This is a genomic window from Bacillus sp. EB106-08-02-XG196, assembly GCF_013396335.1.
In the GTDB taxonomy this organism is placed as follows: Bacteria; Bacillota; Bacilli; order Bacillales; family Cytobacillaceae; genus Neobacillus.
Window position 1 is genome coordinate 251049 of the sequence record NZ_JABWSY010000002.1, and the last position, 19545, is coordinate 270593.

Consider the following 19545-nt stretch of genomic DNA (forward strand, 5'->3'; position numbering starts at 1 on the left):
TTTTCTGCCTCCTTCCATCATAAAAATCATATGAAGAAAAGAAGCAGAAAATGAGCACAATAAAAACCTGCATGTTATTGCAGGTTTAATTTGCTCTTTATAAATTTAGTTTATTTTTTATAAGCCAAGCTGCACCAATTGCTCCTGCATCATTACCTAATGTTGCCAGTGAAAGAGCTGTAGAATCTCTAACTGCTGAGAAAGCAAACATAGAGAAGTTTACTTTTACTGCGTCTAATAAAAGACCACCTGCACGAGATACCCCGCCGCCAAGTACAATCGTTTCCGGATTCAGTGTATTAGCAATATTCGCAAGAGCATATCCTAAATGGAAGGCAACTTCATCGACAATTTTTTTAGCCAGTTCATCACCATTTCGAGCGCTATCAAAGACATCCTTTGCTGTAACGTCCCCATTTTCAGAAAGTATTACGGCTAGCGGCCCCTTTGCATCATCTTTTGATAGTTCATTCTTTGCCAAACGAACAATCCCCGTTGCGGAAGCAATTGTTTCAAGACAGCCAGACTTTCCACAGTTACAAGACGCTCCTCCAAAAGGGATAGACGTAATATGACCAATCTCTCCAGCCGCACCGTTAATACCTCGTACGATATCTCCGTTAGCAATTACGCCGCCGCCTACACCCGTTCCGAGTGTTACACACACTAGATCTCGGGCACCCTTACCCGCACCATTCCACATTTCCCCTAATGCTGCACAATTAGCATCATTTTCAATAACCACTGGCAAATCTGTTAGTGAATGCAAGCTTTCTTGTAAAGGAAAGTTATCCTTCCAACCTAGATTAACAACATTCAGAACAACACCAGTTTCATAATCTATAGGTCCAGGTGCACCCATACCAATTCCAATTAATTTGGACTTTTGTTCATTTAGGTCTGCTAATTTTTGATTGATTGCATTTGCAATATTCCTAGTAATATTTTGACCTTCATTTGCGTTATCAGTTGGAATTTCCCACTTTTGAAGGATTTCTCCATTCAAGTTAATAAAAGCTATTTTTGTAGTAGTTCCACCCAGGTCAACACCAACAATCCATTGTTCCGACACCATAATCACCTATCTTTTTTCTTCTTTTTCTTTTAAAAATCTAATTTCATGTCTTAAAATTAACAGTGCTGTTGAGTATTCTTTCGGTTCAATTAACTGAGCTTGATACAAATCTTTTAATTCTGACTCCATTAATTCAAGGTCAGCGATACGATCACCAATATAAATAATTGTTCCATATTGTTTTAAAAATTGTTGAATATCATAGATTGACTTCATTATTTAGCCCTCTTACATAAGGAATGAGAAACATTACATGTAAAGTATACCTTAAGCCCCTACCACGCTCAAGCTGTTCTTGCTAAGAAATGAAACAAGAATATGGCATGTCCAGCCAATTGTTCCCATATAACATAAATATACCTGCTATTAATCTCTCAATAGGAAAAAGGAAGGATGGGATTAGATGAAAAAAGCCTATTTAGTGCTAGGCGTATTTATCATTGTTATTCTAGCTTTTACGATACATCATTATAAAAATCCGAAAGTACAGGAGAGTATCACCTACTTCCCGATTGATCCAAAGGTAAGCTTTAAAACAGCACAAACCACGCTTACATTGATGAATAAACCAACAAATACAATTTTATGGAAAGAACATTCCACTTTGGATCGGAAAGCATACTTAAGGCAGGATGCTGCATTGCTATATGCCAACGGACGTCTTATCGATGAACTTTGGAACTGGAAGCAGAATACTGCATTAATTGAGCAAGAAAAAAGAATAACCATGGATAAAAATGTTCTTTTACAAGCCATTACCTTTCACCATGCAGAGCTCCATGAAAATGAAAATCAAATTTTCAGTTCCCAAGCAATGTCCTCGGATCAAACTTTCTTCTTAACAGCTATTGCTAATGAGTCAAATGCGAAGAAACAGTTGGAACAAAAGGTAGAAAGAATGCTGCAGCTCAGCTGGAACAAAGGTTTGCGTCATTTTTCTATTAATTTGAGCAACTATCAAGCTTTTCCCCTCAGCGAATTTAATGAAATGGCCAAGGATACATTACCGGGTTTTACAAAATCAGAAACCGCCGCAATTGTAGGAAACCTTTGGGAGGGCTTGTATAAAAATTATATCCTTGGAATAAAAAAAGCAGAGGGTGCCATTGAAAATCCCAAAGGCAGTACCCTTCCACTTATTTTAATTGCAACCGACAAAACACATTTATTAGTATTAACAGAGTCCGCTTTAGGTGACCCTATTCTCCTTCGTCAGATGATGGCAGTAAACGATTAAGTTCCTGAACCAAGTCAGAATATTCCTGTTGGCTTGGTTTTAATTCTGCCGCCTTTTCAGCATTTTTTTTCGCCTCATTTAGGTCATTTTCCTCTAAATGGAGTAAGGCTAAGTTATAGTAGGCTTCGGGTAAATCAGGGTCTAATTGTATCACTTTGAGCAGATGAGATTTAGCATCATCGAGTTTGTTCATCTTAATTTCTACAAAAGATAATGCAAAATATACTTCTAGAGATGGTTTTCGAGCGTCCTCCACATATTTCGTTAATACGTCATATGCTTGTTCGTAGTTCTCTTGTTTAATATATTCTTGCGCTAACATCATAGTAGAGCTCTCATTCCCGCTTGTAGCAGATTGTTGAAAACCATATACTAGGGAGCCATATATAATGGAGGCAGATAGTAACAAAAATAGCGTCTGTAAGAATGGCTTTTTCTTCTTAGGGAAATGAAGGATTCCTGCAGCAAGGAAACCTCCAGCCAAACCTCCTAAATGACCAGCATTATCTACGATGGAAACGGTAAATCCAAAAATTAAATTAAAGGCCAATACTGTAATGACACTAGGACCCATTGTCCGGAAAAAAAGCTTTGGATAAATGAGGGCAAAATAAAGCAATGCCCCAAAACAGCCAAAGATTGCACCACTTGCACCAGCTGAAATATTCGGGCTAAAGATAAAACTGGCTATAACCCCTGATATCCCCGCAAAAAGATAGATCAATAAAAATCGGGTATTACCAAATATTTTTTCGACAGCCGGGCCTAAAAAGTATAAAGCCAAGGTATTCATTGCTAAATGTAAAAAGCCGATGTGAAGGAAGATCGGCGTTATGAATCTCCACCATTCTCCCTCGTAGATATAAGGATTAAATTTGGCACCAAATTTAATCAGAGTAGAGGTATTCGTGCTTCCCCCTTGAAGCTCTAACAGTAAGAAAAGTACAACCTGGATAATCATAAAAAGGTATGTAAAAAATGGCTTACCATTCGAAAATATTTCTTTTTCTTTTTTAGACCTTTGGAGTTCAGAATCCAATGCTGCTTTCTTTTGAGCCATAACGTCTTGGTCTGAATACTCATCGTGTATCGGGAAGGAGACTTCTCTTTCCAGTCTTTCTGATAATACTTTAAATCCTGATTCGTAATGACTGCCCGCTATTAATACAGAATTTACACTTGTTTTATTTCCCTGTGGATAGATAAATGGACTTTGCAGACGATGCTCATAGTCATCAACCGGAGGAAATTGACTAATATAGATATTCACAACCGAAAGCTCCCCACGCCCAATTTGTTTCCGTATCTGTTCCGCATTTGAGGCTGTAAAATCTATATCTCTTTGCAATGAGCTGCTCCAGTCTAAATCAATCCGTACCAATCGAAGTATTGGCGCCTTTTTTATTTCGAGTTTTTCCAGCCATAATTCTTTCTGATTCTCAAATAATTGAATAATTCGGTAGCCCTGCTCCGAAATAAAGAAATGTGCCAATCTCCAAAAGACATAATCCTCTCTATAATTCAATACTCCCACTACTTTCTATTAGGACATCCTTGTCATAATTATTTTTTATCCATCTTGCACCTGTTTATTACATTATAAACGATAAACGAGCCTTAGAATGACTAAACAAGAGGATAAGATGGGCATTTTTTAAAACAAAAAAAGACCATCTGTGGCTTTCACCATTCAGATGGTCTTTGACCTGCTCCCCCAAATACAGTCTGCATCATTTTACTTTTAACACCTGGGAAGCTCATGAACGAGCCTACAGCGATTCGACGCATCCAGCCCGATCTAAGTAAAAGGTTAATAATCCGATATCTGAAGCGGAATGCAAAATAGCCAATGGATCCAATCATAAATATGGATGTCAGCATACGAGACATATCATCCCTCCTACCGATATTATGTGAATAGGAGTTTGTTTTTATCCACTTTTTATCAGTACTTACTTAACACAGGGTCCATTGTTTGTTTTAGAACGTTTACAGAGTTTGTGAATTTTTCTTTTTCTTTTTTATTCAGGTCAAGCTCTACAACTTCTCTAATTCCACTGCGATTTACTACTGCAGGTACACCAATATAGACGTCTTTATGACCATATTCTCCATCTAAATAGGCTGAGACAGTTAATACTGAATTCTCGTCTCGTAATATCGCTTTTGTCAGGCGAACAAGCCCCATTGCAATCCCATAATAGGTGGCACCTTTTCGCTCAATAATATGATAAGCAGCATCGCGAACATTAATAAATATATTATCTAGGTCCTCTTGGTTCGTTTCATGTTTACTTGTCCATTCGGAAATCTTCATCCCAGCAATATCGGCATGGCTCCATACGGGAAGTTCAGTGTCTCCATGCTCGCCAATGATGTAGGCGTGAACGTTACGTGTATCAACATCATAATACTGACCCAATAAAAAGCGGAATCTTGCTGTATCTAAGATAGTTCCCGAACCGATTACACGTTCCTTTGGAAGACCAGAAAATTTCCAGACAGCATAGGTTAATATATCAACTGGGTTCGTTGCAACTAAGAAAATACCATCAAAACCACTAGCCATTATTTGTTCAACTATACCTTTAAAAATGTTAGTGTTCTTCTCCACAAGGTCTAAGCGTGTTTCACCTGGTTTTTGGTTAGCACCAGCTGTGATCACAACTAGGTCTGCTTGATCGCAATCCGCATAGGTTCCGTACCAAATTTTGGTGCGTGAAGGAGCAAATGGCAGACCATGATTTAAATCCATCGCATCTCCTTCAGCTTTTGCTTCGTTTAAATCAACTAATACTAGTTCTTCTGTTATTCCTTGATTTAATAAAGCAAAGGCATAGCTGGATCCAACAAAACCTGTTCCAACAAGGACAACTCTATTCACTTTTACCATGGTTTTTCCTCCTCTTAGGGAATAGCGGGTATATTATTTTACCTAGACTTAAATTGTACAATAATGCACAACTTTTTTCAGTATCAAACCAGCTTTGTATCTATTATGTAATAAAATAAATGAAGATCATTGCTAATAGTGCAGCTATAAATCCAGATAAGAAATTCACCATATCATTATCCACTAAATGATACCCTTTTATTCTTCTAGCAACTGTTTGGCAATGGACCTTTTTCTCCGTTTCAATCCCACATTCATTACAAATATAGACCTGCTGATAATAGGCCCCAAATAAAGTATCAATGATATTACCCAAAAAACCGAACAGGAAAATGATAAAAATGTGTGATATACCCAAATGAAATAGCCAAGCACCTGCAAAAGCTATTAACATAGATCCAAATAGTGCAGCTGCAGTACCCAATAAACTGATTGCTCCAGAGGTTCCTTTTTCTATTGGTTTAAAAGTCCGTATGTATACAGGTTTTCTTTTACTTAACGTGCCAATTTCTGACGCCCACGTATCCGAGTTAGAACTAGCAAGGCAGACAATAAAACCAATCAGCCAAATCATGTCCTGTTGAATAAAATAAATGATGCTTAACAATGCAGCAGAACCACCATTCGCTAAAACCTGACGCCAATCCCTGGTAGCTCCCTTTGCTAATTTTTCTTCAATTTCTTTTTTTGCTGAGCTTTTATATTTCGACCAAAAGCTGGATGTTGCAAAAAATAATCCAAGAAGGAAAAGCCCCTTTAAACCGAACCCGAAATTGACTGCGACTCCTACTGCTACTGCTGCAATAGCCCCATCACTACTTAAGGATCGTTCCCGATAACCAGCAAAACCACCTAATATAATAATTGAGATAATGATTAGATTTTGGATCATTTTATAGTTATTACCTCATCATTAGTGATAAGTTTCGAGACTGGAATATCATGTTTTTCAATAGGAAATTGTGGATTAAGCTGAAAGTGAAAGGCAAGAGAGATTGTTTTCCCCTTAAAATTGGGTAGATAGCGATCGTAGTATCCACCGCCAAAGCCCAACCGGTATCCTTCTCTTGTATAAACCAAACCAGGCACAATTAGCAGATTGATATCATCAGCCTTTACCTCTATCGTCTGCTCTTTTATGGGTTCAAGTAAACCATAAAAAACAGATTCAAGCTGCGAAAATTGGGTTATTTTATGAAAGGATAAAACCTTTTCCTTTGGGTGACACTTCGGAGCGACAACCACTTTTCCTGATTCCCACGCTCTTCTAATAATTTGATATGTATCGACTTCTGGCTCCTTCGAGATGGTAATCCCAATTACTTTAGCTTGTTTCCAGTCATCTTCATTATATAGGTTCCTAGCTATTTTATAGGAGTAATCTTCATAATTAGGTTTAGTAAGTTTAGAAAGTCTCTCTTGCATTTCTTTGCGTATGATATTTTTTTCATTCATATAAATCGTTTTCTCCTTATTTTTTTGCAACAAAAAAAGCAGCAGGAAGCCCTACTGCTTATTTTGTTTCGCGATGTGCTGTTGTACGCTTTTCTCTTGGGCAATATTTCTTAAGCTCAAGACGATCAGGGTTGTTACGTTTATTTTTTGTTGAAATATAGTTACGATCTCCACACTCAGTGCAAGCTAACGTAATATTTACACGCATGTTAATTTCCCTCCAAACGATTAAGCTAGTTCGTTCATACGACTTTTCTATAATATCATTTTTCAAAAGGAAATGCTAGTGTGTTTTTTAAAAGTATAAAGTAACCCTCATTATCTAGGATTATCATTGACATTTACCCGTTTATTTAACATCGTTTCTTCCATAACTTTAACTGTTTGTGAAGCAACTCGTTTCCATCCATATAGGCTTTTAACAACCCGCCTGCCTGTTTCGCCTATTTCCTTTGCCTTATCAAGATTTTGTGATAAGAAGTCAATATTAGATAGGAGACTTTCGGCATCACCAGGATTCATTAGCAGGCCTGTTTGCTTATCCATAATAATTCCTTTTAACCCGCCTGTGTCTGAAACAATCGTTGGTTTACCCAAAATCATTGCTTCTAGAGCCACGATTCCAAAGGGTTCGTAAAGACTCGGGAAAACAGCGATTTCACTATTTACTAACAGTGCATTCCTTTGCTCGTCCGACACATAACCAATAAAAGCAATGAAATAATCTAATTGTCTTTCCGAAACCATTTTACGGTATCTTTCGAGCATTGGTCCTTTGCCAGCAATTACAAAATAAATATCCCTTTGGTTTTCCTTTGCCAGTTGTGCCGCCTCAATAATCGTTTCAAATCCTTTTTCCTTAACCATTCTTCCTACAGAGAAGACATACTTTCTATGCTTAATGAAAGGATAAATTTCGTTTGAGTTTACCTCTACAGTACTTGGTTCAATTCCGTTAGGAACTATTTCCAGTTTTTTCTCAGCGAGTCGGAAGTTTGTTAATAATTCTTCTCTCATATAGGTACTGCAAACAATTATTTGATCGGACTCCATAATTAACTTTTTTTCTTTATTATGGATAAACTGCTGCATATCTGTGTGAATTCCAATATTCCTGCCATGTTCGGTAGCATGAATAGTTGTTAATAATGGAATGGACATTTCTTCTTTTAACGTAACTGCAGAAGTTCCTACGAGCCAATCATGAGCATGGACGATATCAAACTTGATATCTTCTGCAATTTTTACCCCTTTATAGCTCATAGCTAAATTTAGACCTGCAATCCAAGAGAGAAAATTATCATCCTGATTGTTAAGTGGTATGATACGATGGACATGAACTCCATTTACTTTCTCATTTGACGTGAGACCGCCATTCCCAGCGGTAATCACATGTACCTCGTGACCTAGTTGGGCTAATTGGGCAGAAAGACCATAGACATGCCTCGAGAGCCCGCCAACAACATGAGGAGGGTACTCCCAGGTTAACATCAGAATTTTTAATTGCCAGTCGTAGGAATGCTTTTGGGTCAGTGCAGTATTTATATAATCATCCATTCTTCTGCTCCGTATTTTTGGTTTCTCCATAATAACTGTAGGTACTTACATGATCAATCCATTTTGGTGAGTAATCATCAATCTGTTGAAAGTTCACTAAGTTAGTATAAATTTCACTGCCATTTAAATTGCCAATAGCCGGAGTTTGAACTGAATTTGAGCGGAGTAACGGGAAAAACTCATTTTCATTTAATTTCACACCAAGTTCAGCAATATAACTCCGATTTGCTGTCAATCCTTTAATAAACCAATAGCCCTTTTTATAAGGAACAGTAATATCATAGTAATGATGAGCATTATTTCCTGTGAAAATAATATCCGTAACATCATAAATTCTAACGATATGAACTAGATCCTCAAAAGGCCTCTCGTAAAATGAAGTGATGACCTTGCCGGGAATATTTGATGCCTCCCAATAAAGTATTACCTTTCGAGGGGTAACCAGTTTAGCCTGTAGCTCCCCTTTAATAGGAGTATAATCAATCGTTAGAGGATTTATCTCACTGTATTCCTTTTGGGTCTTCTCTTCAACAGAACCAGCTTCTATGTGATTTTCCTGAGTATTGGTATATTTATTCCATCGATATTGAACTTTCCCAACGGTGGTATTCAAATGTGAGGCGATTTTTCGGAACGATAAACCATCCTCTCTTAGTTTAATAATTTCTTCAATCATTGTTCTCCTCCATTTCTGCAAACAAATACTATATGCAAAAGTAATCAAAATATTCTATCATAGATACTATTAATGGTAACATCAGTAAACAAACTGTACAATGAACGTATTTTGTCGTATTTTGCTTGTACATAATAAGACAATTTTCTCAGCATAAAAAAAGATGAGCCATCATTGATAGGTCTCATCTTTTAGGTGAACTATTTATTTTTTACTCATTTAGATTGAATTTTTTACCTGTTACTAGGTAAATGACATTCTCAGCAATATTCGTTGAATGGTCAGCAATTCTTTCGATAAATCGGCAAACAAAAGATAGTTGAATAATCTGGTTGGTAGCATTCGGATTGTCAGGTACCATGCTGATTAGTTCATGAACAAGTTTACCGAACATTTTATCTACTTCATCATCTTTTTCAGCACATTTTTGTGCTAGCATCACATCTTCGTCAACATAAGCTTTCACGGACATCGATACCATTTCAAGGGCCATATCCATCATTTTCGGAATATCCAAAATTTCTTTAAAATGCTTTTCATTACCGATATGAATGGTAGCTTTTGCAATATTAACTGCCATATCAGCCATTCGTTCTACTTCAGATGAAACCTTTAGCGCGACATTGAGAGTTCTTAAATCTTTTGCTACAGGCGATTCTCTTGCAATCAAAAGCAACGCTTTATCATGAATATCATGTTCCAAGGCGTCTATTTTATCATCACCATCGATGACCCGATTGGCTTTTTCAATATCGTGATTAATAAGCGCACTTAGCGAATCACGAACGGCTGTCTCCGCTAAACTTTCCATTTCTAGGAGCTTTTCTTTTAAATCCGTTAATTTACTATCAAATTTTGATCTAGTACTCATCTTTTCACCTCATCATCCAAATCTTCCTGTAATATAGTCCTCGGTTCTCTTATCTTCTGGAGTAGAGAAAATTTTATTTGTTTCTGAAAATTCTACAACTTCTCCACTTAAAAAGAAAGCAGTTTTCTTAGATATACGTGCAGCCTGCTGCATGTTATGAGTAACGATAATAATACTAAATTCCTTCTTCAATTCCTGTACAAGTTCTTCTACTTTTAATGTTGAAATTGGATCTAGGGCAGAAGTTGGCTCATCCATTAAGATAACATCCGGTTCAATTGCAAGACAGCGGGCAATACAAAGACGCTGCTGCTGTCCCCCGGATAACCCGTAAGCATTCTGATTGAGACGGTCCTTTACTTCATCCCAAATCGCCGCCCCTCGTAAACTTTTTTCAACAATCTGATCTAAGATTTTTTTATCACGGATACCATGTATTTTTGGTCCATAAGCCACATTTTCATAAATTGATTTTGGAAATGGATTTGGCTTTTGGAACACCATGCCGACCTTCGTTCTTAATTCTTCTACTTGGTAAGATTTATCGAGGATATTTTTTCCTCGATAGAGAATTTCACCAGAGGTTCTAACGCCAGGAACTAGTTCAATCATACGATTCAATGTCTTAATATACGTTGATTTACCACAACCTGAAGGTCCGATAATAGCCGTGACTTCATTTTCCATAATATCTAGGTTTATTTTCTTTAGCGCTTGATTATCACCATACCATAAATCTAAGTCGCTTGTTTTATATACAATTTGTTTCTCTTGTGGATTAATAATTTTTACAGTGGCTGATGTTGTTTCCATAGTAGTTTGCCTCCCTATCCTAGCCTTAATATCTTTTTTGGAATTTATTTCGTATTAACACAGCAATTGAATTCATGATAATTAACATCACAAGTAAAACGATAATACCTGCTGCAGCTAAAGCATGAAACTCAACTTGAGGACGACCTGTCCAATTATAAATTTGTAAAGGTAATACGGTCATACTATCAAGAACTGTTCTTGGTAAAAATGCAAGGAATAAAGGCATCCCAAGGACAACAAGCGGCGCCGTTTCACCGATTGCACGAGAAAGCGCCAAAATTCCGCCAGTAAGTATTCCTGGAATGGCAGCAGGAAGTACAATTCGAACAATGGTCTGCCATTTTGTAGCCCCTAATCCAAATGAAGCCTCTCTTAATTGATTAGGAACTGCGCGAATAGCTTCTTGTGAAGCTACAATTATGACTGGTAAAACAAGGAGACTCATGGTAAGTCCTGCGGCCAGAACACTTGTCCCAAGTGCTAATGCACGTACGAATATTGTTAAACCGAGTAATCCGAAAACAATTGACGGGACACCTGCAAGATTAGAGATATTCACTTTAATAAAATTTGTTATCGCATTGTCTTTTGCATATTCCTCGAGATAGATGGCAGTACCCACACCTAGAAGTAAAGATACAGGTGCAACAACAGCCATAAGCCATATGGTTCCAATTAATGCAGCATAAACACCAGCATTTTCAGGTTTCCTTGAAGGAAGACTTTGCAGAAATTGAAAATCTAAATAGCCAAGTCCTTGAGAGAATATCCGATATAATAATACTCCTAATATTAATAAAACAAACATGGTTAAAGCAAAAAATATCCATTTTGAAAATGAATTTTTAGATAATCTTAGTGTCATCCGTTTAACAACGGATTCATGATTAATTAATTTCATTAATACTCCTCCCTAAAACGACGGGTGATATATTGTGCTAATAAATTCATCACCAATGTAAAGACAAATAATGTCATACCAACTGCATAAATGCTATAGTATATCGTCGTACCATAACCTGCATCCCCTTGGCTGACTTGGACAATATATGCAGTCATCGTTTGAATCGAGCCTGTCAAATCCCAATCAAGATTCGGTGTTGAACCACCTGCCACAGCTACAATCATGGTTTCACCGATTGCTCGTGAGACCCCTAATACAATAGATGCAATAATTCCTGAAATAGCAGCTGGCAGTACAACCTTAATGGCTACTTCAAATTTAGTCGACCCAAGTGCAAGTGCACCTTCTCGCATTGCGTTAGGAACTGAAGTCATCGCATCTTCTGAGAGAGAAGCTATCATTGGTGTTATCATGATTCCAATTACGATACCTGGGCTTAGAGCATTAAAAATTTCAAGGGATGGAATTATTTCACGTAAGATAGGAGTAACAAAGGTTAGTGCAAAAAATCCATAAACAATCGTTGGGATTCCAGCTAAAACCTCTAATATCGGTTTAATAATTCTGCGAGTTTGATCTGATGCATACTCACTCAAATAAATGGCTGAAGCTAGTCCGATTGGAACAGCAACAATAGCAGCAATAACAGTTACCTTTAAAGTTCCCATTACTAATGGCAGAATACCGAAGGATCCATTGGTTTCGGAAAAAGGATACCATTTTTTAGCTGTAAAAAATTCTTTAATAGATACTGCATCGAAAAATAGAAATGTTTCAAAGATGAGCGTAAGAACAATACCAATCGTTGTCAAAACAGAGACAGCCGCTGTGAGGAATAAAATATATGGCATTATTTTTTCAGTAATTCCTCCAGCACTCTTCCTTTTTTTCTTCTCTTGAATCATTTTCTGAACAGAGAAAGAATTTGTGTTTTGAGTGGTCAAATTGAAAACCCCTTTCATTCCAATGACAAGATGAGAAGCATATTTTTATGCTTCTCACCTATAAAATTATTCTAGATCTTACTTAAGAGTTTCTAATGTCTCTAACTGCTTTGTATACTCTTCTTCAGGTAATTGTACATATCCAACATCTTCAGATAATACTGCAGCATTCTCTAAAAGAAACTTCATGAAATCATACACTTCTTCTTGTTCTTTAATCGCAGAGTTTTTCACATAAGTAAACAATGGACGTGAAAGCGGCGCATATTCACCTGATTCAATTGTTTCATTGGTTGGTTCAACAGGACCATTTCCGCCATCAATTGGAACAATTTTCAAAGTATCTTTGTTTTCTGCATAGTAAGCATAACCAAAGTAACCAATAGCATTCTTATCACCTTGAACACCTTGAACTAGTGTATTGTCATCTTCAGAAAGTGTTGCTTTTTCAACAATTGGTTTCCCATCAAGAATTACTTCATCGAAATAATCAAAAGTTCCTGAATCTGTTCCTGGAGAGTATAATTTGATTTCTTCAGCTGGCCAATTAGGATTGATATCCGACCATTTTTTAGTCGTTCCATCTTCAATCCAGATTTTCTGTAAGTCTTCGATTGTTAAGCTTTCTACCCAGTCATTATCTTTATTTACTACGACTGAAAGTCCGTCATATGCTAATTTCACTTCTGTATAATCAATACCTTTTTCTTCAAGTGCAGCTTTTTCTTCATCTTTAATTGGACGAGAAGCATTGCTTAGTTCAGTTTCGCCTGCAATAAATGCTTCAAAACCGCCTCCGGTTCCAGATGATCCAACAGGTACTTTTACATTAGGTTGTATCATTCCATACTCTTCAACCACTGCCTCCATAATCGGGAAAACTGTAGATGAACCGTCTATTTTAATTTCACCTTGAAGTTGCTTTACTTCTTCGCCAGCTTGTTCTTGTTCCTTGTTACCTTCAGTTCCTTGTGCTCCACAAGCTGCAGTTACCGCTAGCACACCAGTCATCATTGCTGTTAGTGCTAATTTTTTAAAGCTTTTCATTACTTAATTCCCCCTATGAAAATTGGTTTGTTTTAGCTTGTTCGTTTTCTTACAAGACTAATAATAAACTTCCTCTGTAAAGCTTGTTTTAATGAATTGTAAAGGTTTTGTAAATGTGTGTATGACTTTTGTAAATCGTAAATAAAAAAGTACTCTTATATTATGTTCCTTTTTAAAAAAAACTATAAAAAAGCCTGTCTCAGTTATGGAGACAGGTTTTGGTGAAAAACTATTGGTTGTTTTGTTGAGCATCTGTTGTTTCATTTGTATCTTCAGCATTCTCTGCAGCGGCTTGGTTTTCACCCATAGGAGTCTGCTTCTTTAAATTAAAATAGGTATCCAATACCCTTTTACCAATTATATTAGCTGTAGCTGGACCACTGTTCCCCTGATATGCCCAAGGAACTAAAACAGCCATGGCGACCTCTGGATTAGCAGATGGTGCATAGCTTATAAGACTAAGATTCATCACTTCAGGCGGTATTTTCCCAAATTTCTTTCGCTCTGGACCATCATAGAAAGCTTGGGCAGTTCCAGTTTTACCTGCAGGATTGTACTCCACACCCTTAAAGGTACTAACACCGGTACCATCCCCTACTTGCATAACCATTCTAAAGCCTTCCTGTACCCGATCAATCCATTCATCCTTACCATCAATCCGATTTAATATAGTAGGTTCAATTTCTTGAACAATCGGACCAAGTTGGTTGTTCTCAAGCACAGGTTCACGAATTTCCTTTACAATATGAGGCTGGACACGGTACCCGCCGTTAGCAATGGTTGAAACATATTGCGCTAATTGCATAACTGTATAGGTATCATACTGGCCAATTGCTAAGTCAAGTAATAAACCAGGCTGCTTTAAAGGTCCAACATATCCAGTACTCTCATTTGGAAGGTCAATTCCGGTTTTTGTACCAAGTCCAAACTGGCTGAAAGATTGACGCATCGTGTCAAAAGCAGTTAAATCTAATGGCAGCGGCTTATTCGGTGAATAGGTTCCACCTGCCATCTCAATCACTGTCTTCCACATATATACGTTTGATGACACTTGTAGCGCTCTAAGGTCATTAATAGATCCAAAATTCTTCCAAGATGATTTAGGCGGTGTATTTTTTATTAATAAAGGTGAATCATACTGAGTAGAACCAGGGCTAATTGCACCAGTATTATAACCCGTTAAAACCGTCGCTCCTTTGACAACAGACCCAACTGCATAAGAGGTCGTTATATTTCCCAGAGCAAAGTCACGCATTTCTTGTTTATTTGTTTCATCATTCTTAGCAATTTGCTTTCCAGCCATTGTTAATATTTCACCAGTATGTGGATTCATAAGAACAACAAAGGCGCGGTCTAATAGTGCCGATTTAGAATTCTGCTTTGCTTTCCATAGTTCCTCTTCAATAATTTTTTCTATTTCAAGTTGAAGATTCATATCAATCGTCAAAACAAGATCTTTTCCGCGCTGTCCTTCAGAAACAACTTCTGTAGACAGAATTTTACCGCCTTTATCAGTGACATTTTTAACTTTACCTTTTTGACCGTGTAAGACATCTTCATATTGCAGCTCAATATAACTTTTCCCGACCCGATCATTTCGACTATAATCCCGAGCAAGATATTCCTCTAGTTTGTCCTTAGGTAAGCCTTCATCAGAGGATGTTACATTTCCGAGTACAGTTTTTAATGTGTTCCCAAATGCATAATATCGTTCCCAATCCGTTGTAGTATCAACACCAGGCAGATCCTCTAAATTTTCACTGACAACCGCAAATTCTTCAGGTGTGACATTTTCGTTCTTTACGATTTGCTGGGTTAGAGCATACCCGCTGTTAAATTCCCTGAAAACGGCCAGGGTCTCTAAGTCTTGTTGAGATAAACTTTTAAGGTCATCATCAGTTATTCTTTTTAACTGAAGGTTATATAGTTCTTTATCATCTAATTCGTCTTGTTCGTATAAGTCCCATTCTTTTTCTGTAATTTTTTCCTTACCTTTCTCAGGATTCTTTAACAACCAGAAATCCTTTTTATCACGATCTCGAACTTTAGATGTATCTTTATCAATCAGCTGTGCCAAACGTTCAGCAGTTTCAAGCATTTCCTCTTGGCTAGTATCCTGAAATTTTGTGTAAGTAATGGCATTTAACGGAGTATTATCAACAATAATTTTCCCATTACGGTCAAACATTTTTCCCCGAGGTACTGGATTATTAACGGTTATATCTTCTGTCCGCTCAATTTCACGTTTAAAATCCTCGCCGTAAACGATTTGTACTAAACCCAAACGTAGAATTAGTACAGAAAACAGCATAAATACAACAAAGAAAAGCATGTTTAAGCGAAAAGTAACATGCTGCTTCTTCTTCTTTTTAAAATTCAAGTTCTCCACTTCCTTGTCATCTCGACATTATAAGCCTTATTTTAGCTGAAAGTCACCCTGTTTACTACGAAAAACACTTACCAATTGATAACAGCTAGAAAACACTTATAAATAAAAAAATACAATGAGTAATATGAATTACTCATCGCATTACACTGTGGGCATTTGGACTCTTCTTACAAACAAATATATCAATGAATGTCCTGCCCCAATAAATAAAAGGAGGATTGGAATGCTTTTTTCGGCGTCAAACCAAGTTACTGCTGCTAGGAAAGACAAAATCGAAACAATTCTCCCCAAATTTATAAAAATCTCACGAACAACAATATACTCTATTCTCATTTCTGCAGCTTTCCAAGCACTTCCAATAATATCATATGTAGTTGACATATAAGGCACAAGCAAGAGAGGATAAGCAACCGCAATCATGGCGGCGTAAATTAATAGTTTTACATAATTAATATCCCAGACAATTAACAAAACAGCTAAATAAAGGATAATACCGCCAACAAGAATGGCCTTTTTCCGCTTGTTTTTCTTAATTAACCGGGAAGCAGCATAATAGGCTACGAAAGAAATTCCGGAATTAATAAGTCCAAACGTTCCGAGAGCCAGCTCACTTCCTGTGGAAATGTAGACGAATACGGAGATAATAAATAAAAATGTACCTTCTCTAAGTCCTTGAAAAAAATTCGCATTGGTAATAAGACGCCAATTTTCATTTTTCTTCCTTTCCTCCAGAATCCGTTTAAAACAATACTTACCGTTCGCAGGCCGCGGCTTTAACGAAAAGCTCAAGAACACAGCAAGTGCAAATAACGATAAGGAAATTCCAAATACTATGGTATACCCTGTGAATTTTTCAAATCGTGTAATAATAAATCCTGCGGCAATCGGTCCGATCATCCCGCCAGTAGAGGATAAGATTCCTAAAAAGCCATTAAAAAAATCTCTCGTTTCAGGCTCGGTTATTTCAAAGGTTAAAACATTGTAAGCAAGCCAATAGAACCCATATCCTATTCCAAGGAGACTTCCCAACAGTAATAAATAAGTTGAAGCATTTTTGCCAGTAATTAATACCATTAAGTAGAAAAGCGCTAGAAAACTAACTCCAATTCTTAACACCTTAACGCGATCAATTTTCTTTGCCCATCTGCCAGCTAAGATAAAGGTTAAGGGCTGTAAAATGACAATCGAAAGATTATAAAGTGCAAGGTCAGAATATTCACCTGTTTGCTTCCATAAATAAATATTCACAAAAGTATTTGATAGTGCAACACTTAAAGAATAAGTCCCACCGATGAATAACAGTAAGGTTAAATCTTTCGTTAATTGTACGTCTCCTAACAACTTAAATTTTTTCGCCATAAAAACTCCCCTTTGTGATAAGGGTTAGTCTTTAACAAGCAGAGGGCCTTTATACGAAAAAAACAAAAGACAGCTTAAATCAGCTGTCTTCATTAATATATTATTATTTCGCAGCGCTGTAACGCTTAGAAACTTCATCCCAGTTTACAACGTTCCAGAAAGAAGATATGTAATCAGGACGACGGTTTTGGTAGTTTAAGTAATAAGCATGCTCCCAAACATCAAGACCTAAGATAGGTGTTTTACCTTCCATTAGAGGAGAGTCTTGGTTAGGTGTGCTAGACACTTCTAGTTCACCATTGCTTACAGATAACCAAGCCCAGCCAGAGCCAAAACGAGTTGTAGCCGCTTTCGCGAATTCCTCTTTAAAGCTTTCCAAGGTGCCAAATTTATTATTGATTGCGTCTGCTAGTTCACCAGTTGGCGCACCGCCACCATTAGGAGAAAGGATTTGCCAGAAAAGTGCATGGTTCGCATGACCTCCGCCATTATTACGTACGGCTGTACGAACTGCTTCAGGAACAGCGTCAAGGTTTGCTACTACTTCTTCAACAGATTTAGATAATAATTCCTCATTACCTTGTAGTGCATTATTTAAATTTGTCACATAAGTGTTGTGATGTTTAGTGTGATGGATGTTCATTGTTTCTTTGTCGATGTGAGGCTCAAGTGCGTCATACGCATAAGGTAATTGTGGTAATTCAAATGCCATTGTCATTTCCTCCTATGTAAATAAAAATTTTTTCCAGCCTTAGTTGTGTCTAAAATCAAAACGATATTAGAATATTCCTAAAGCTTTGTAGCTTAAGATTATCAGAGATAGTCTATTGTTTCAAATAAAATGCTTTGTACCTAACAAATATACAATATCCTTCCCGGAAAAATTTTATACATATAAATGAAAACAGTTATGATTACAAAGTTTTCGATAAATTGTCATGTTTCAACCGGTGAAAGGTTGTAATACATGTTTTAATCAAATTGTAGGGATAAAAGGAGTGGGAAATATGCTAAAAAGCAGTTTTTCTATATATAGTTTACTGGATCGATTCTTTCGTAAAGCAGAGCAAATACAAAAGGTGAAAGCGGATACCGTACTCTTTCAGGAGAAGGATGCTGTTGAATATGTATATCTACTGCTAAGTGGAAGCGTTTCACTAGGAAGAGTTCACATGCGCGGGAAAGACTTTATTTTAAAAATAGTAAATAGCAGAGAATTAATAGTAGAATATCAAATATTTAAAGATAATCCACGTTATCAGTTTTATGCAAAGACCCTTTCTGATTGTGAAATACTTGCGATAAAAAAAGACCAATTTGAAGAATTTATTATGAATGACCCTGATGCAATGAATGCTTTTGTGGCATGGTTGAGCACAAGCTACCTAAAAGCTCAAATGAAATGCCAGGACCTGATCATGAACGGAAAAAAGGGAGGTTTATACTCCATACTTATCCGTCTATGTAATACCTACGGGGTTAAAACAGAAGATGGAATTCTCATTGATATGCCATTAACGCATCAAGAGCTTGCCAACCTAACCTTTGGAACAAGAGAAGTTATTCAACGTTCGCTAAAAGAGTTGCGGGAAAAAGATGTGCTATCCTATGATCAGCAAAAATTCATTATAAAAAATCTTAAATATTTAAAACAAGAAGTAGACTGTCAAAACTGTCCATTTGAAATTTGTGGAGTAAATTAAATAAGCTCCTGCTCATAGTCATGAGCAGGAGCTTATTTAATTAGAGTACTACTAAGAAGAAATAAACAATCATGAGGATTTGAATGATTGTTTTTGTAATGACACTGCTGATAAAGCCGACAACAGATCCGAAGCCAATCTTCAAACTATTTTTGAAATCCCTTTTATTTACTAAAAGTTCTGCTCCTACCGCACCAATAAAGGGACCAAGCAGAATTCCCAAGAACGGGATGACAAATGGGCCAATTATAAGACCTATCGTACTTCCCCAGACTCCAGCCTTCGAACCGCCATATTTTTGAATTCCAATCATATTGGCAATATAATCCGCGATAAACAAAAGAATGATAAAAAAACTTTGAATCAACCAAAAGAACCAGCCAAAAGGCTCAAAGGAAAAAAAGACACCATACAATAGATATCCAGCTAATAAGAATAATACACTAGGGATGATGGGATAAATGAGTCCAACAAACCCAATGATAAATAGAATGACGATAACTGACCAATAAACTATCTCCATTAATTTTCATTCCTTTAGAAAATTTATTTTAAGAAATATACGGATTCATTCCCTAATTGGTTTCATAATACATCATTCTTGTTAATATCAGCTCCT

The 19545-nt window shown here is 36.8% G+C and carries 21 protein-coding genes; 2 read left to right on the forward strand and 19 right to left on the reverse strand.

Annotated features, from left to right (window positions below; translation table 11 throughout):
• Positions 1-97: 97 nt before the first annotated feature.
• On the reverse strand, positions 98-1072 hold the full coding sequence (locus MLOOGBEN_RS04810) for an ROK family glucokinase (RefSeq protein WP_179157126.1): 975 nt from the start codon (positions 1070-1072) through the stop codon (positions 98-100).
• A gap of 9 nt (positions 1073-1081) precedes the next feature.
• Positions 1082-1291, reverse strand: coding sequence for a YqgQ family protein (locus MLOOGBEN_RS04815; RefSeq protein WP_095247089.1), 210 nt, complete (start codon positions 1289-1291; stop codon positions 1082-1084).
• Positions 1292-1478: 187 nt separating this feature from the next.
• Between MLOOGBEN_RS04815 and MLOOGBEN_RS04820 the strand changes: the two genes are divergently transcribed.
• Positions 1479-2312 (forward strand): hypothetical protein, encoded by an 834-nt coding sequence (locus MLOOGBEN_RS04820; RefSeq protein WP_179157127.1) that lies wholly within the window; start codon positions 1479-1481, stop codon positions 2310-2312.
• Here MLOOGBEN_RS04820 and MLOOGBEN_RS04825 read toward each other — a convergent pair.
• The 16 genes from MLOOGBEN_RS04825 to MLOOGBEN_RS04900 form a co-directional block, all read right to left on the reverse strand.
• Positions 2275-3846: a rhomboid family intramembrane serine protease gene (locus MLOOGBEN_RS04825; protein WP_483296377.1), complete on the reverse strand. Its 1572-nt coding sequence runs from the start codon at positions 3844-3846 to the stop codon at positions 2275-2277. The two genes, MLOOGBEN_RS04820 and MLOOGBEN_RS04825, sit on opposite strands and share 38 nt — an antisense overlap.
• Before the next feature lie 149 nt (positions 3847-3995).
• Positions 3996-4202, reverse strand: coding sequence for a hypothetical protein (locus MLOOGBEN_RS04830; protein WP_179157129.1), 207 nt, complete (start codon positions 4200-4202; stop codon positions 3996-3998).
• Between the two features lie 55 nt (positions 4203-4257).
• Positions 4258-5205: an L-lactate dehydrogenase gene (locus tag MLOOGBEN_RS04835; protein ID WP_179157130.1), complete on the reverse strand. Its 948-nt coding sequence runs from the start codon at positions 5203-5205 to the stop codon at positions 4258-4260.
• 103 nt (positions 5206-5308) lie between these two features.
• Entirely contained in the window at positions 5309-6097 is a 789-nt protein-coding gene (locus MLOOGBEN_RS04840) for a DUF92 domain-containing protein (protein WP_179157131.1), read from the reverse strand.
• Complete coding sequence (locus tag MLOOGBEN_RS04845; protein WP_179157132.1) at positions 6094-6660, reverse strand: 5-formyltetrahydrofolate cyclo-ligase; 567 nt, start codon at positions 6658-6660, stop codon at positions 6094-6096. Before MLOOGBEN_RS04845 ends, MLOOGBEN_RS04840 begins: the two co-directional genes overlap by 4 nt.
• Positions 6661-6718: 58 nt before the next feature.
• Complete coding sequence (rpmG, locus tag MLOOGBEN_RS04850; RefSeq protein WP_015594975.1) at positions 6719-6868, reverse strand: 50S ribosomal protein L33; 150 nt, start codon at positions 6866-6868, stop codon at positions 6719-6721.
• 110 nt (positions 6869-6978) lie between these two features.
• Entirely contained in the window at positions 6979-8217 is a 1239-nt protein-coding gene (locus MLOOGBEN_RS04855; protein ID WP_179157133.1) for a glycosyltransferase family 4 protein, read from the reverse strand.
• Positions 8210-8893 carry a DUF4912 domain-containing protein gene (locus tag MLOOGBEN_RS04860; RefSeq protein ID WP_179157134.1) on the reverse strand — a complete coding sequence of 228 codons (684 nt, stop codon included), beginning with the start codon at positions 8891-8893 and terminating at the stop codon, positions 8210-8212. Before MLOOGBEN_RS04860 ends, MLOOGBEN_RS04855 begins: the two co-directional genes overlap by 8 nt.
• A gap of 211 nt (positions 8894-9104) precedes the next feature.
• Complete coding sequence (phoU, locus tag MLOOGBEN_RS04865; protein ID WP_179157135.1) at positions 9105-9764, reverse strand: phosphate signaling complex protein PhoU; 660 nt, start codon at positions 9762-9764, stop codon at positions 9105-9107.
• Positions 9765-9776: 12 nt separating this feature from the next.
• On the reverse strand, positions 9777-10577 hold the full coding sequence (gene pstB / locus MLOOGBEN_RS04870; RefSeq protein WP_179157136.1) for a phosphate ABC transporter ATP-binding protein PstB: 801 nt from the start codon (positions 10575-10577) through the stop codon (positions 9777-9779).
• Positions 10578-10602: 25 nt separating this feature from the next.
• Complete coding sequence (gene pstA, locus MLOOGBEN_RS04875) at positions 10603-11481, reverse strand: phosphate ABC transporter permease PstA (RefSeq protein ID WP_179157137.1); 879 nt, start codon at positions 11479-11481, stop codon at positions 10603-10605.
• On the reverse strand, positions 11481-12446 hold the full coding sequence (gene pstC, locus MLOOGBEN_RS04880) for a phosphate ABC transporter permease subunit PstC (RefSeq protein WP_179157138.1): 966 nt from the start codon (positions 12444-12446) through the stop codon (positions 11481-11483). Before pstC ends, pstA begins: the two co-directional genes overlap by 1 nt.
• A 60-nt stretch (positions 12447-12506) precedes the next feature.
• Complete coding sequence (locus MLOOGBEN_RS04885; protein ID WP_179157139.1) at positions 12507-13475, reverse strand: PstS family phosphate ABC transporter substrate-binding protein; 969 nt, start codon at positions 13473-13475, stop codon at positions 12507-12509.
• Positions 13476-13704: 229 nt separating this feature from the next.
• The gene (locus MLOOGBEN_RS04890; protein WP_179157325.1) at positions 13705-15807 is read right to left on the reverse strand and encodes a peptidoglycan D,D-transpeptidase FtsI family protein; all 2103 of its coding nucleotides are present in this window, start codon (positions 15805-15807) and stop codon (positions 13705-13707) included.
• A 198-nt stretch (positions 15808-16005) separates the two neighbouring features.
• Positions 16006-17223: an MFS transporter gene (locus tag MLOOGBEN_RS04895; protein WP_179157140.1), complete on the reverse strand. Its 1218-nt coding sequence runs from the start codon at positions 17221-17223 to the stop codon at positions 16006-16008.
• A 103-nt stretch (positions 17224-17326) separates the two neighbouring features.
• Positions 17327-17935 (reverse strand): superoxide dismutase, encoded by a 609-nt coding sequence (locus MLOOGBEN_RS04900; RefSeq protein WP_179157141.1) that lies wholly within the window; start codon positions 17933-17935, stop codon positions 17327-17329.
• Positions 17936-18230: 295 nt separating this feature from the next.
• Here MLOOGBEN_RS04900 and MLOOGBEN_RS04905 point away from each other — a divergent pair, with 295 nt between their 5' ends.
• Entirely contained in the window at positions 18231-18926 is a 696-nt protein-coding gene (locus MLOOGBEN_RS04905) for a Crp/Fnr family transcriptional regulator (RefSeq protein WP_179157142.1), read from the forward strand.
• 40 nt (positions 18927-18966) lie between these two features.
• Here the strand turns inward: MLOOGBEN_RS04905 and MLOOGBEN_RS04910 are convergent, their stop codons facing one another.
• Positions 18967-19449: a DUF456 domain-containing protein gene (locus MLOOGBEN_RS04910; protein WP_179157143.1), complete on the reverse strand. Its 483-nt coding sequence runs from the start codon at positions 19447-19449 to the stop codon at positions 18967-18969.
• Positions 19450-19545: the final 96 nt, after the last annotated feature.